At 55.1% G+C, this 13,793-nt stretch carries 11 protein-coding genes; 3 read left to right on the forward strand and 8 right to left on the reverse strand.

Annotated elements, in window-relative coordinates:
• Positions 1–73: 73 nt before the first annotated feature.
• The 7 genes from ACR0NN_RS02840 to ACR0NN_RS02870 form a co-directional block, all read right to left on the reverse strand.
• A complete protein-coding gene (locus tag ACR0NN_RS02840; protein WP_170719468.1) occupies positions 74–2,515 on the reverse strand; it encodes a DUF3772 domain-containing protein in 2,442 nt (813 codons plus the stop codon).
• Positions 2,515–3,549 carry a cysteine synthase A gene (locus tag ACR0NN_RS02845; RefSeq protein WP_170682877.1) on the reverse strand — a complete coding sequence of 345 codons (1,035 nt, stop codon included), beginning with the start codon at positions 3,547–3,549 and terminating at the stop codon, positions 2,515–2,517. Before ACR0NN_RS02845 ends, ACR0NN_RS02840 begins: the two co-directional genes overlap by 1 nt.
• A gap of 69 nt (positions 3,550–3,618) precedes the next feature.
• Entirely contained in the window at positions 3,619–4,734 is a 1,116-nt protein-coding gene (locus ACR0NN_RS02850) for an NUDIX domain-containing protein (RefSeq protein ID WP_170719469.1), read from the reverse strand.
• A 30-nt stretch (positions 4,735–4,764) separates the two neighbouring features.
• Complete coding sequence (locus tag ACR0NN_RS02855; protein ID WP_170719472.1) at positions 4,765–5,205, reverse strand: TrgA family protein; 441 nt, start codon at positions 5,203–5,205, stop codon at positions 4,765–4,767.
• A 16-nt stretch (positions 5,206–5,221) separates the two neighbouring features.
• Positions 5,222–6,430: an SAM-dependent methyltransferase gene (locus tag ACR0NN_RS02860; protein ID WP_170719474.1), complete on the reverse strand. Its 1,209-nt coding sequence runs from the start codon at positions 6,428–6,430 to the stop codon at positions 5,222–5,224.
• Between the two features lie 69 nt (positions 6,431–6,499).
• Positions 6,500–7,924: a cryptochrome/photolyase family protein gene (locus ACR0NN_RS02865; protein WP_480683849.1), complete on the reverse strand. Its 1,425-nt coding sequence runs from the start codon at positions 7,922–7,924 to the stop codon at positions 6,500–6,502.
• 47 nt (positions 7,925–7,971) lie between these two features.
• Positions 7,972–9,198, reverse strand: a complete 1,227-nt coding sequence (locus tag ACR0NN_RS02870) for an aminotransferase class V-fold PLP-dependent enzyme (protein WP_170719478.1) — start codon at positions 9,196–9,198, stop codon at positions 7,972–7,974.
• Positions 9,199–9,464: 266 nt separating this feature from the next.
• On the opposite strand from ACR0NN_RS02870, the gene ACR0NN_RS02875 reads away from it, so the two are divergent.
• Positions 9,465–9,845, forward strand: a complete 381-nt coding sequence (locus ACR0NN_RS02875) for a VOC family protein (protein ID WP_170719481.1) — start codon at positions 9,465–9,467, stop codon at positions 9,843–9,845.
• Positions 9,846–9,893: 48 nt separating this feature from the next.
• Here the strand turns inward: ACR0NN_RS02875 and pyrH are convergent, their stop codons facing one another.
• Entirely contained in the window at positions 9,894–10,646 is a 753-nt protein-coding gene (gene pyrH / locus ACR0NN_RS02880; RefSeq protein ID WP_170719483.1) for a UMP kinase, read from the reverse strand.
• A gap of 97 nt (positions 10,647–10,743) precedes the next feature.
• On the opposite strand from pyrH, the gene miaA reads away from it, so the two are divergent.
• A complete protein-coding gene (gene miaA, locus ACR0NN_RS02885; RefSeq protein WP_480683850.1) occupies positions 10,744–11,646 on the forward strand; it encodes a tRNA (adenosine(37)-N6)-dimethylallyltransferase MiaA in 903 nt (300 codons plus the stop codon).
• Between the two features lie 344 nt (positions 11,647–11,990).
• Positions 11,991–13,661, forward strand: a complete 1,671-nt coding sequence (locus ACR0NN_RS02890) for an ABC transporter substrate-binding protein (protein ID WP_170719487.1) — start codon at positions 11,991–11,993, stop codon at positions 13,659–13,661.
• Positions 13,662–13,793 lie beyond the last annotated feature (132 nt).

Raw genomic sequence — 13,793 nt, forward strand, 5'->3', positions numbered from 1 at the left:
TCAAATAACTCTCAGAATACATCGAAATGTAACAACCCGATAATCATTTGAAAAAATAGATTAGGTCGAAAATTCAGCGACCGTCACCATCTGCATCCGCGTCTCCTGAACCGTCCAGATCGTCGGCCGTCAGATCTGCCGGCCTTAAGGACGGTGCAGACTGTGGGAGATCATCTTGGGGCTCGGCAGCCTCAGGCTGGCCTGACAGAACCTCAGGATTTCGCAACCAAAGATCACGCTGGGCAAATGGAATCTCGATACCCTCTTCAACGAACCTGCGATTGATCTCGTGATTAATGTCGGATTTGACAGACAGAACCCAATTTACATCCCGCAAGATCGCCCGGATTTCAAAATCCAGAGAATCTGCACCAAACCCCTGGAACACCACGCTCGGCGCCGGGTTGGCCAGAACCATCGGATGCCCGTTGGCGATCTCGGCCAGAATGGTCTCAACTTTGCGGGTGTCAGTGCCATAGGCCACCCCCACCGGCACGATCACCCGGCCAATCGTGTTGCCTCGGGTGTAGTTGGTCACCACCCCGCTGATCAGGTCCGAATTGGGAACGATCACATCCGTCCGATCAAACGTCTCGATCCGCGTGGACCGGACCGAGATGTCACGGACATATCCCATCATCCCATTCACATCGATCCAATCGCCCTTGGAGATCGGGCGCTCAACCAGCAGGATAATTCCTGAGACAAAGTTCGAAACGATGGTTTGAAGGCCGAAACCGATACCGACGGACAGGGCCCCTGCCACGATCGCAAGCGAGGACAAGTCAAATCCGGCAACCATGATCGCGATCAGAGCCGCCAGAAATATCCCGACATAGCCAGTTCCCGAAACGATGGCATTTTGCCCACCAGGATCGATGCTGGTTTTGGGCAGCAACGAATTCCGCAGCCCGCTTTGCAGCAGGCGCGTCAGTGTATAGCCGATAGCAAATACGGCGATGAAGGTCAGGAAATTGCTGGGTGAAATCGTCACCCCACCGATATCGAATCCGAGCAGAATTCGCGACCACGCTTCGCGCAGATCCGTTTCGCGTGCGCCCCAATAAAGCGCGAGAATTGGCAGCGCTACGATCGCAAGCGCGAATCCGACCAAAACAGAAAACAGGGAATCGCGCGCTGCGTCCCCCTGCCCAGAAAGCCAGCCATAGATCGTGCTGACAAAACGTTGAACGATCACGAGGGCGGCGATTAACACCAGTGTCTTGACGGCAGGGAATACGATTGCTTCAGCAGCATTAATATAGCCAAAGGCCCCTAAGACTGGCGTCGCGATCCCGAGCATGAACAGAGCGCGCCGCAGAAACTCGACCAGTTGGCTGAATCCGGCAGCACGTCGGGTCGCCTCCTGCTCTGCCTGCTCTTGCTGCGGCTCTGATTGCCGGATTTGACGCACACGCAGCAAAAGCAAGGCGGTCGCCACAACGATTGGAAAACTCACAACCGCACGGGTCGCGTCCGAGATATTCTCAATCTGTTCAAACAGAAGCGTAAGATCATGCAGGATCAGCATGACCGCCAATAGATCAATATAGACCCGCAACTCTTTGATTTTGCCTGCGGATAACCTTTGAAAATTCTGGGCAGCACCCATTAGGTAAACCTGCCGGCCAATCCAATCAAAATAGAATATGATTGCGGCCCAATAGGGAACTTTTTGGAACAACAGTGTACCGCGTAAGCCAAGTACGCCTGTCATGACGATGGCACTCACCAATGCCACTACGCCCAACCATGGCAGCAATATGCGCAACAGCGAGACGACAAAGGTCCAAACGCCACTGCCACTGCCGCCGAATGAGCGCAGAAATTCGCCCCCTTTCTCTGACCACTTGCGCCCGAAAAGCAGTAGCACTGCCGAGATGATCAACAGGACAAAGATACCAAGACCACGCTCGCGCACCTGCTCACGAACCACGTCGGACCGCATGTTCCCGACGGTTTCATTGACAAGGCTTTGCGTCGCTTCTTTGATATCCGACCAAGCGGGGGCCCAATAAACTGGATTGAGCGGCGATGGCCCACGTTCCAGCATCTCTTTTTTCTGTCGATCACGGATGATCCGGTCGATTTCGCTGATCAGACCGTTGGCTCGGCTGAACGCCTCTTCCGAGATAATACGCGGGACCCGCAAACTGTTTATCTGGGTTTCGAGATGTTCGCGCAACTTGGCGATATCTTCAGGCTCAGATTCACCTTCGGCAGGCTTCGGCCCAAGCGCCTTAAGCTGGCTTTCAAGCGTCTGAAGCCGATCTGTATTTGCGCTCCGCGCGTTGTTAAAGTCTTCGCGGTAATTATTTATTTCTGAACGCAAATTCTCGAGCGCGGCGTTCGAGGCCCGATTGGCCCGGATAACAGATTCCGCACGGTCCGCCGTGCTGACCCAGCCCTGATAATATTCACTCTGTCTATCGGTCAGCTGGGCAGACGCGACGCCACCCAGCCCGATGAGACAGACTAAAATCAGTACCAGAAACAGGCGGACCTGTCGCAGCATTACACGTCCTCAAACACGCCGGGAATGCTACGCGGCGCTTCGGTCATCCAGTCTGGAACAGGCAGTTCTTTCTCCCGCAGGAACTCGGGATTGAACAGCTTCGATTGGTAGCGCGTACCATAGTCACACAAGATGGTTACGATGGTATGTCCCGGTCCCAGCTCTTTTGCCAGACGAACAGCACCGGCAATGTTGATCGCGGTCGAGCCACCCATCACCAAGCCCTCTTCGCGCAGCAGATCGAAGATATATGGCAGAGCCTCGTTGTCTGTGATCTGCCAGGAATGATCTGGGGTGAACCCTTCTAGGTTCTTCGTTATCCGAACTTGCCCGATGCCCTCCGCGATCGAGCCACCCTCCATCGCGATCTCACCAGTGGTGTAATAGGAGTAGAGCCCTGCCCCCATCGGATCCGCCAAACCAATCTTGACACCTTTGGGCTGCAACGCATCGGCCACACCTGCAAGGGTACCACCGGAACCAACGGCACAGATGAAGCCATCGACTTTGCCGCCCGTTTGTTCCCAGATTTCGGGACCCGTTGTCTCCACATGCGCTTGACGGTTTGCGACGTTATCAAACTGGTTCGCCCAGATGGCGCCGTTCGGCTCGGTCTGCGCCAGTTCTTCGGCCAAACGACGTGAATAATGCACAAAGTTGTTGGGATTGCGGTAAGGCGCTGCAGGCACCTGCACCAGTTGCGCCCCGGCAAGGCGGAGCATGTCTTTCTTTTCTTCCGATTGGGTTTCGGGGATCACGATCACTGTCTTGAACCCCATCGAAGCACCAACCAGCGCAAGGCCAATGCCCGTGTTCCCTGCTGTGCCCTCAACGATCGTGCCGCCCGGTTTCAAGTCGCCACGCGCGATCGCATCACGGATGATATACAGCGCGGCACGGTCTTTGACCGACTGGCCTGGATTCATGAATTCGGCCTTGCCGAGGATTTCGCAGCCCGTCTCGTCGCTGACGCGTCGCAGCCGGATCAGAGGTGTTTTCCCGACCGCGTCGGCAAGGTCTTTTGCAATGCGCATGGCGTCCTCTTGTCATAAGGTATTTCAGCAGATTTACAGGTGCCCCGACATGATCACAAGTCGGGATAGTCACGTACGCAGGCGCTCACGGTTTCGCGCCAACCAATGCGCCAAGGTCAAGAGCGGCAAATCCTTGAAAACATGGGCGTCTACCATCTTCATGAATTCATCAAAAGGTAGAATTTTGCTTCGGATATCTTCGCCTTCCGACGCCAATCCGCCGCTTTCAACTGTATGGGTCAGATCACCCAGCCCAACATAGAGATAGACGTATTCAGTAGAGGACCCACTCGAGGAATAGGCACCACCGGCAAATTCCAACCGGCTCAGTGATATTTGCGCCTCTTCCTTTGCCTCGCGCAGGGCCGCTTGTTCGGGTGTTTCACCGGGATCGATCATGCCGGCGACGGGCTCCCACATCCATGGTTCGGGATCGTCAATCAAAAATACTGGCGCGCGGAACTGTTCTACCAACAAAACTGTGTCGCGCACCGGGTCGTAAGGCAGGACGATCACAGCCGCTCCCTGCATCATTCCGCTGCGATGTAGTACCGGGCTCATTGCGCCATTATTCTGACGGTGCTGGAGCTGGGCCTCATCCATTGCGAAATAGTTAACATAGGCCTGTTTGCGTTCTTTGACGATCACGTCACGTGCGATGGTACGATCATCGCCAGTTCCGCGCTGTCTTGCTGCAAGCTTTGCCCAAGCGCGCGTGCGTATGGCCGGAAAACTGCGCGCTATGGCAGCGGCATCAATTCTGCCGTAATGGCCCATCACCTCTTCCGCAGCCAGTAATGAAACCGCGCCCCAGTCTTTGGTCCAGTCTTCGATATCCCATGACGTGCCTGCTTCCCAAGCGGCAGGATCAGGGAAGAACACCAAAGCCTGATGTTGGGTCCCATCGGCTGCCATGATTGTTTTTGGGCGAAGGTCATATTCAAATCCGCCTTCGTAAAATGCCAAGCGGGCACGCTCTGCTTCTCCTAGCCCGCGCACCAGCACGCCTTTGGCCTCACTGCCTGGTTCCGCCATTATCATTGGAAAGGGCTGATCCAAAGCGGAGTATACCGCATGATCAGGCAACACCGCTTGAGTTACCGACAAAGCGTCAGCATTGCGCCCCATAACAAGTTCGAGCAAAGGCACATGGCGCAAAGTGCCATAGAAAAACAGGTCAGACAAAGTTAGAGATCCCGATTTGGCAGATCAGACTTAGCGCCAGCGGCGAGAGGCGATTTCGGTGAGAATTCCGCTTAGTATCGCGCCGACCCCAAGTGTTATCAAAATCTCGGGTACCACCAGTTGTTTGCCAAAGTCGATCCCAATCTCGAAAATGGCAAGCAGGGCTTCGAACGGGCCGCCAAAGCGGTGACGCATGGCCTGGCTGAACATCTCGTGCGTGCCTTGGACAAAAAGTCCCCAGAACACGAGCGCCGCAACCCCGGTCAAGCCGTTGTTGATGGCTGCGGTCCAGCCGCGGCCTGCACGTTTCCCCATAACGACCCAGCCACAGATCAGACCCAGACCCATGTTGATATAGGTGAAGTAGCCGTAATCCTTGCCCTCTTCCCCGTTGTCGATAATCATGCCCGAAACAAGAAATGCGATCACCAGCAGACACAACGCGGCAACGAGACGTGAGGCTGTAGGCATTCGGATTATCCGTTCTTCAACTGGGTTTAGCTACTGTGATCTGTGTCACATCACAATTACCCGTGTCAAAGGCTGCGCCGCATGCTGTTAAATAATAATTCCACATGCGGCGAAAACGCTCATCGAAACCCATGTCCGAGATCTGATCCCATTTGGCATTAAACGTCTCGTACCAACGGCGCAGCGTCAGATCATAGCTTTTGCCAAACTCTTTGGATCGCACCACTGTCAGCCCAGCCTGATCAATCTGCTCTCTCAGGATTGTCGGGGCTGGTAGCATTCCACCCGGAAAGATATATTTCTGAATGAAATCAACGCCGTTTTTATAAACGTCCCAGCGGTGATCCGCGACAGTGATAATCTGCAAGGTCGCATGCGCGCCCGGCTTTAGTCGATCTCGGACGGTATTGAAGTACGCAGGCCAATATTTCTGACCAACCGCCTCGAACATTTCGATCGAGGCAATTCCGTCATATTGCCCCTGCTCGTCGCGATAATCTTGCAGTTTAAAGTCTACAAGATCGGAAAGCCCTGCTTTTTCAATACGTTCTTTCGCAAACTTTAACTGCTCTTGACTGATGGTCAGCCCTGTTACATGCAGCCCACGTTCTTTTGCGGCATATTCGGCAAACCCACCCCATCCACATCCGATTTCAAGGATATGGTCCCCAGGCTTGGCGCCCATTTCATCAACCATACTGGCATATTTAGCAGTCTGTGCTTTTTCGAGGCTTTCTTGTCCGGTTTCAAAAATGGCGCTGGAATAGGTCATCGTATCGTCGAGCCAAAGACCATAGAAATCATTACCCAAATCATAATGATACGAGATGTTCTTTTTCGCCTGGGTCTTGTTGTTGCGATGCAACCAGAACCGCAGCCTCTCATAGGCGCGAACAAGAAATTTCCCCGTAAAGTCGTCGTATACGGTTTCGGTTCCCAGGTGCACGAGGTCCATGAAGCTGCGCAAATCAGGCGTGCTCCAATCCCCTTCCAGATAACCATCAGAAAATCCCAATTCACCTTCTCGCACCAACCGCGCAAACACATCAGGGTCGTGAATATCGACATGAGCGACCGGGCCTGGCTTGGGCGCGTCGGCTCGGAAAACGCGACCATCTGGCAATGCGATATCAAGCCGCCCGCTCTCCATCCGGTTCAGCATCTTGAAGACTTGTGCAAAATATCTTGGCAGATTTTCCTGCCCTTCGGTGCTCGTCAAGAACATCCGCTCTCCCCTCTGCGGTTGCGGAATAAAGCTAGGACGGGATTCGGTTTCTGGCAAGTTTTCAGTTCCTTACTGGTTTTTTCTGGAATTATATGCACCCAATGCCCGGGCACGGCCCTCTTTCAGCCCCACCACTGGCTCAGGGTATGCGTCTTGATGGGACAGGCCCCAGGATCGTGGTACCGCATCAAAATAGGCAAGTGCCGTGGGCGACGGGTCTAGCCTACCCTCAGCGATCCAGCGATGCAGATAGTCAGAATTCGTGTCAAACCGCTCACGCTGAGTATCGGGATTGAAGATACGGAAATACGGTGCAGCATCCGGGCCGGATCCTGCCACCCACTGCCAACCCATCGCATTTGCAGCTGGGTCCCAGTCAATCAGGCAGTCGGCGAACCAATCCGCACCGATTTTCCAGTGCGTCATCAGATGCTTTGTCAGGTAGCTTGCAACAATCATCCGCGCCCGATTGTGCATCCGTCCGGTCACATACATTTGCCGCAACCCCGCGTCGACAAGCGGTATGCCTGTTCGGGCCTGTTGCCAAGCGCGCACTTCGGGCGCATCTGGATCAGTGTTCCAGGGAAATGCATCCCATTCGGGCTTCCAGTTATCCGTTAGCAGATGCGGCCAATGGTACATCAGGTGATAAGCAAACTCGCGCCAAACAAGCTGACGCAAGTATGCCTCGCCACCACGTGTGCCGGTCAGTTCAGCGTTTTGTACACGGTGCCAGATCGTTCGGGGCCCAATTTCACCGAGTGAAAGATATTCGGACAGATCAGAAGTTCCGTTCTGATCCAGTTGATCGCGCTGTACGGAATACTGATCGATGCGCTCTAAGAACGCGTCCAACTGATCCAATGCCGCGTCTTCTCCAGGTCGGACATACGGGCGAACGACCCGCGACCCGCGACGCATGTCCCGATCCAGGTACCAATCAGACAGTTGATCCGACTTTGGCCAAGCAACCGGCATGATCAGCTCCGAAGGGCGTGCCCGCGGCGTCGGGATATCGCGCCCCTGTACTGACCGCCCCATCGGAGTAAACACACGAAAGGGCTGACCGGTTTTGGTGGCAATTGTCCAAGGCTCGAACAGCAGATGGCCTGCAAAGGACCGTGCTTCGATCCTTTGGTCGGTCAAAGTCGCCTTGATTTCTTTGTCCCGGCGAATTGCCTCTGGATCATAAGCGCGCGACCAGAAAACAGATTTTGCGCCAGTTTCCTTTAGCAGATCTTGCAGCACATCCAGCGCTGTCCCTCGACGCAAGATCAGCCTGCTGCTAATCTGCGTCAGGCTTTTCTCAAATGCTTCCAGACCCAAGCCAAGCCGCCATTTCGGAGCTGCCCCCAAGCCTTGAGCCTGATCATCAAGTATGAAAACGGGCACGATAGGGCGACCCGACTGCACCGCTGCTGCAAGTGCTGGGTGATCCCCCAATCGCAGATCGCGCCTGAACCACAAAATGATCGGAGAGTGCTCTGATTCCATAACCGCCCTTTGTTTTCTTCGATCTACGAGGCGACGCGGAAACTGGATCACAAAACGCGGTCAAGCGCCTCCAAAAGCTGATCAATTTCCTGTTGCGACGTGTAGTGCGTAAAGCTGAGCCGCAGCACGCCTTGATCAACATTGACGCCCATCGCCTGCAAAGGGCGCACCGCGTAGAATTCGCCTCCGCCTGCCATAATGCCATGTTTTGCAAGCTCAGCGGCAACTGGCTCTGCCGCGCGGTTCAACGATAATGCCACAGTCGGCGCCCGCCTGTCTGCTTTGGAGGGACCAAGCAGCCGAAGCGCGTTGCGGTCTTTGACAGCATCAAGCAGAGGCTGCAGCAATTTAACCTCATGCCCACGCATCAAATCATGCACAAAGGCACCGCGCGCAGCGTCGCCAGTTTCGGGCCCGCCATGATGGTCGCACAGAAGATCGATATAGTCGGCCATACCGGAACTCGCCGCAATCTGGGAATGATCCGGCCCTGCCGGGGTAAACCGCTTGTACAGCGTATCGGCGTTGAAATAATGCGCCTGATTTGGAAGCATCTCGCCCAATGCGCGCCGGATGACCATGCAGCCCTGATGCGGGCCATAGGTTTTGTAGGCCGAGAATAGATAGATATCCGGACCCAAATCTCCGACATTCGGAAGACCGTGCGGCGCGTAAGAGACGCCATCAACGCAGACAAACGCGCCTGCAGCATGAGCGATGGCGGTGATTTCGGTCACCGGGTTGATCTCTCCCACCACGTTCGAGCAATGTGGGAAACAGACCAAGCGCACTTTCTCGTCCAACAAGTTCTCCAGATCCTGCGGGTCCAAGGACCCACTCTCTGGATCAATCTGCCATTCGCGGATTTCAATTCCGTGTTCAGCCAGCCGACGCCAGGGGCCGGAATTGGCCTCGTGATCCTGATTGGTAACAACAATGGCATCGCCGGGCTGCATCCACTGGCGGAAGGCTTGCGCCAGAACATAGGTGTTCTGAGTGGTCGATGGGCCAAAACTCAGCTCATCCGTATCCACCCCCATGATGGCGGCCAGACGCAGGCGAGCCTCGTCCATCTCTTCCCCACCCAGGCGGCTGGCCTCGTAGGGTGCATAGGGCTGGACCTTTCGCTGGGTGTAAAACCGGGTCAACCGGTCAATCACATGCTTGCAGGTGTATGATCCCCCGGCATTTTCGAAAAACGCCTGACCTTGCAAGCTGGGTTCGGCAAAGGCCGGGAACTGCGCCCGGACGAAATCAATATCGAGGGTGCCCATCGCATCTCTCCTGTTTCATGCGCCACATTTCAGGAGTTTGCCCGCGCATGATCCGGTCAACTCCGAAAACAAGGCAGGTCTTCCAGCCCAGCCGCGGGCTCAACAGCGTTGAAAGGTCGGCGGCAGCCCTTGGCGTGAGTGTTTGCTACCAAAGGTCCGCGCCAGATAGCCAGAGCTTTGCTTGTGGGTCAAGCACCTGTTCTGATGACGGTTTTTGTCATCATGGGATGGGAAGGTGCCGCAATACAAAACCAAGAGGAAAGACCATGAACTATACACCCAAAGATTTTCTGGTTTGGGGCGAATTGCCCGTCAGCAATCTGGACAAGGCCATAGCATTCTATGCCGAGGTGACTGGGGCTGAGCTGCATCTGGACGAAAGCGGCCCAAACCCGATGGCCGTCTTCAAACCTGCTGAGGTTGAGATCGGTGTAGCGTTGCACTTGTATCCGGGCAAACCTGCCAAAGGTGGCGAAGGTCCCACTCTGCATTTGGCCGCGCAGGGCAAAATTGAGGATACGATGATGCGCGTTGTACGGGCTGGCGGCAAGGTTCTTTCTGACCCGATTTCCATTCCCGCAGGCCGGTTCATTTATGCAACCGATCCCGATGGCAACTCGGTAGGTTTCTTCGAAGGCCAAAAATGAAAGAGGCCGGGCGTAAATGCCCGACCTCATACTAAAACAGCGCGGAAACTAGCCCTGCACTTTGGTATAGGTGCCCTCGCCCGCCAGAATTCCGCGGAACCCGCCCGGCTCATCCAGACCAAACACAATCAGCGGCAGATTATTGTCGCGTGCCAGTGCAATCGCCGATGCGTCCATGACTCGCAGCCGTTTGGCAAGCACGTCATCGTAAGACACAGTATTGTAACGCACCGCATCCTCGTGAACCTTCGGATCTTTGTCATACACACCGTCCACGCCGTTCTTGCCCATGAAAATGGCCTGACAGGCCATTTCGTTCGCACGCAAAGTCGCGGCTGTGTCGGTGGTGAAATAAGGGTTCCCGGTCCCGGCTGCAAAGATGCAAACCCGTTTCTTTTCAAGGTGACGCACAGCGCGGCGGCGGATGTAAGGCTCGCAAACCTCGTCCATGCGAATGGCCGAGATCACGCGCGTAAAGACCCCAACACCCTCAAGCGCGGATTGCATCGCCAGTGCATTCATGACAGTCGCCAGCATGCCCATGTAATCGGCCGTCGTCCGCTCCATCCCCTGCGCAGATCCAGATAGCCCGCGGAAGATATTCCCGCCGCCAATCACCATACAAATCTCGACCCCCAGATCGTGAACCGATTTGACCTCTTGCGCGATGCGCTGAACGGTTGGTGGATGCAGCCCGAATCCCTGATCCCCCATCAGCGCCTCCCCCGAAATCTTCAACATGACGCGGTTATAGGTTGTTTTCGGGGTTTCTGTGGTCTCAATGGATGAGGAAAGGCTCATGTTGCGCTCCGGGCTGGCACGGGGTTATTTTCCGGCGCAAAATGAAGCAAAATCTCCGCAGGTTCAATGCGGATCGTCAGGAACAAGGCAAGCATCAATGGCCGACAACACCGAGAACCGGCTTTGGGCGCAATTGCCGTCAATTCCCGATGACAAACCCGTGTTGATTGCCGGGCCTACGGCCTCAGGCAAATCGGCGCTGGCACTGCTAATTGCAGAGCGTTGCGGGGGCGAGATCGTCAATGCCGATGCGAGTCAGGTATATGATTGCTGGCAGATCATCTCGGCCCGGCCTTCGCCCGAAGATGAGGCGCGCGCGCCGCACCGACTGTACGGGCACATCGCCCATGATCAGACCTATTCAACAGGTCACTGGCTGCGAGAGGTTACGCCCTTACTGTCCCAAAAGCAGCGCCCAATTATTGTCGGCGGTACCGGGCTTTATTTCACTGCCCTGACTGAAGGTATGGCCGACATACCCGCTACGCCACCGGATATTCGGGCGGAAGCCGACACAATCCCGTTGCAACAATTGATCAAGGGCTTGGACACCCAGACGCTGCGAAAAATCGACACTCAAAATCGCGCCCGAGTTCAACGCGCTTGGGAGGTCAAGGTTGCTACAGGTCGTTCCCTGCTTGAATGGCAGGCCGATACCCCTGCGCCAACACTGGGCATCCGAGACACCGTTCCGATTGTATTCGACGCCGAAAAGAACTGGCTGTTGGAACGCATCAGTCGCCGGTTTGATCTGATGGTGGAACAGGGAGCAATGGACGAAGTGGCCGCGATGCGCGATCGTTACAATCCGGATTTACCGTCCTGCAAAGCGATTGGGGTTCCGGAGCTGATGGCCTGTCTGGAAGGTCGCATGACATTGGACGAAGCCCGCGAGAAAGCAACAATTGCGACACGCCGGTTCGCCAAGCGACAACGCACCTGGTTTCGCGCCCGCATGAAATCATGGAATCACATTGAAGCCGCTGGCTCAACGCTTTAGCTCATAGGCACTCAATCACATATACAAATCAGTATTTTATTAGGCAAACTTGGTATGCAATTGCATGCCAAAATTAGCCAATCGTTTATTGATCCGCCAGGTTTCAGATCGAAGCTTATCTTGGCATACTTTTGTCAATGATGTCGCTTTTGAACCATCTATGACGATTTCCAACATTGACGCCACGTGAAAACTGGTGCCGAATACGACCATGGGGATGTACACAAATCTAAAATCCAAACCCTCGGCACTACCGACCGATACCAAACGGTCCCTGTAGCGCCCGTCTTGAATCAATCAGAAACACGAAATCTAACAAAAATATGTGTCACAGGGAGACATCTATGGAGAACCAAACAATCAACGGAAAGCCAGTGCATTGGGCAGCAGAGATGCATGCTCAGGAATATCGTGACGGCAAACTAAGCCGACGCGAATTCCTTACGCGCGCCACAAGCCTCGGCGTGACGGCAGCGGCAGCCTACAGCTTGATTGGCCTGCCAACACCTGCCGTTGCAGAAGGCGAGGATGCCAAAAAAGAGGGTGGCACCCTGCGCGTTCAAATGGAAGTGCGGGCTCTGAAAGATCCACGGACTTATGACTGGTCGCAGATTGCCAACTTCAGCCGCGGCACCTTGGAATATCTGGTTGAATACAACTCGGATGGTTCCTTCCGCGGCATGCTACTGGAAGGCTGGGAAATCAACGACGACGCCACTGTCTATACACTGAAAGTCCGTAAAGGTGCCAAGTGGAACAACGGTGATGATTTTACCGCAAACGATGTGGCTCGCAACATTGCGCGGTGGTGTGACAAGGGCTCGGAAACCAACTCGATGGCGGGTCGCTTTGCGACATTGGTTGACGACGATACCGGTCAGGCGATTGAAGGCAGTATTCAGGTCGTGGACGATCACACAGTTCAACTGAACCTGCCTGCCCCAGATATCACGCTGATCCCTGGTATGTCGGACTATCCCGCTGCAATCGTGCACGAATCCTTCAGCGAAACCGATCTCCTGAACAACGTCGGCACCGGCCCCTATCTAATGCAAGAGCTGGAAGTCGGCGTGAAAGGCGTAATGGTACGCAATGAGGACCATACTTGGTGGGGCGAGGAAGTATTCGGGCGTCCTGCGCTCGACCGGATCGAGTATATCGATTACGGAACCGATCCATCGGCCTGGCTGGCCGCGCTGGAATCTGACGAAGTCGACATGCTCTACGAGTCGGTCGGTGAATTCATCGACGTTATGGACAGCCTCGGTTACGTGAAGTCCGAAGTTGTCACGATGGCAACCATCGTGATCCGGCCCAACCAACTTGCTGAAGTGGACGGCGTAAAACCCTATGCCGACAAGCGTGTGCGTCAGGCTCTGACAATGGCAGTCGACAATTCAGTCTGTCTTGAGCTGGGATACGGCGGTCGCGGTTCGCCTGCTGAAAACCACCATGTCGGACCAATCCACCCGGACTACTTCGAGTTGCCGAAGCAGAAGGTCGATCCCGCAGGGGCGCTTGCTCTGATGGAAGAGGCTGGCATGGCCGATTATGAGCATGAGCTGCTTTCAATCGACGACGATTGGCGCCGGAATACCACCGATGCGGTAGCCGCTCAGCTTCGGGATGCTGGCATCAAGGTCAAGCGTACCGTTCTTCCCGGCAACACGTTCTGGAACGACTGGGCAAAATACCCGTTCAGTTCAACCAACTGGAACCCGCGTCCGCTGGGTGTTCAGATCTGGGCCTTGGCCTACAAATCTGGAGAAGCCTGGAATGAATTCGGTTGGGAAAATCCTGAATTCGACGCCATCCTGGCCGAAGCGTTGGCCATCGCCGACGCCGATAAGCGCCGTGAAATCGTCGCCAAAGGTGAGGCCATGATCCAGGAGGAAGGTGTTACCATCCAACCCTACTGGCGCTCACTCTACCGTCACATGAAAGATGGTCTTGTGGGAACCGACATGCACGTCGCTTTCGAGCATCACCAGTATAAGTGGGGCTGGGCCGCGTAATCACTGCTTACTCATGACAAGGGGCGCCGGTTCAGGCGCCCCTTTCCAGCCGCAGACTTGCCGACACGGGGTCGGACGTCCGAGGCCAGATAATGGTCCACTGATCTGCGGAACACCCAAACAACAGGGGCC

Source organism: Ruegeria sp. BA2 (assembly GCF_056539605.1).

Bases quoted from the DNA above. Each gene is read 5' to 3' on its own strand.
- ACR0NN_RS02870 (WP_170719478.1), bottom strand. From the start codon at position 9,198: ATGGGCACCCTCGATATTGATTTCGTCCGGGCGCAGTTCCCGGCCTTT.
- miaA (WP_480683850.1), top strand. From the start codon at position 10,744: ATGGCCGACAACACCGAGAACCGGCTTTGGGCGCAATTGCCGTCAATT.
- ACR0NN_RS02845 (WP_170682877.1), bottom strand. From the start codon at position 3,549: ATGCGCATTGCAAAAGACCTTGCCGACGCGGTCGGGAAAACACCTCTG.
- ACR0NN_RS02875 (WP_170719481.1), top strand. From the start codon at position 9,465: ATGAACTATACACCCAAAGATTTTCTGGTTTGGGGCGAATTGCCCGTC.
- ACR0NN_RS02865 (WP_480683849.1), bottom strand. From the start codon at position 7,924: ATGGAATCAGAGCACTCTCCGATCATTTTGTGGTTCAGGCGCGATCTG.
- ACR0NN_RS02840 (WP_170719468.1), bottom strand. From the start codon at position 2,515: ATGCTGCGACAGGTCCGCCTGTTTCTGGTACTGATTTTAGTCTGTCTC.
- ACR0NN_RS02855 (WP_170719472.1), bottom strand. From the start codon at position 5,205: ATGCCTACAGCCTCACGTCTCGTTGCCGCGTTGTGTCTGCTGGTGATC.
- ACR0NN_RS02860 (WP_170719474.1), bottom strand. From the start codon at position 6,430: ATGTTCTTGACGAGCACCGAAGGGCAGGAAAATCTGCCAAGATATTTT.
- ACR0NN_RS02890 (WP_170719487.1), top strand. From the start codon at position 11,991: ATGGAGAACCAAACAATCAACGGAAAGCCAGTGCATTGGGCAGCAGAG.
- pyrH (WP_170719483.1), bottom strand. From the start codon at position 10,646: ATGAGCCTTTCCTCATCCATTGAGACCACAGAAACCCCGAAAACAACC.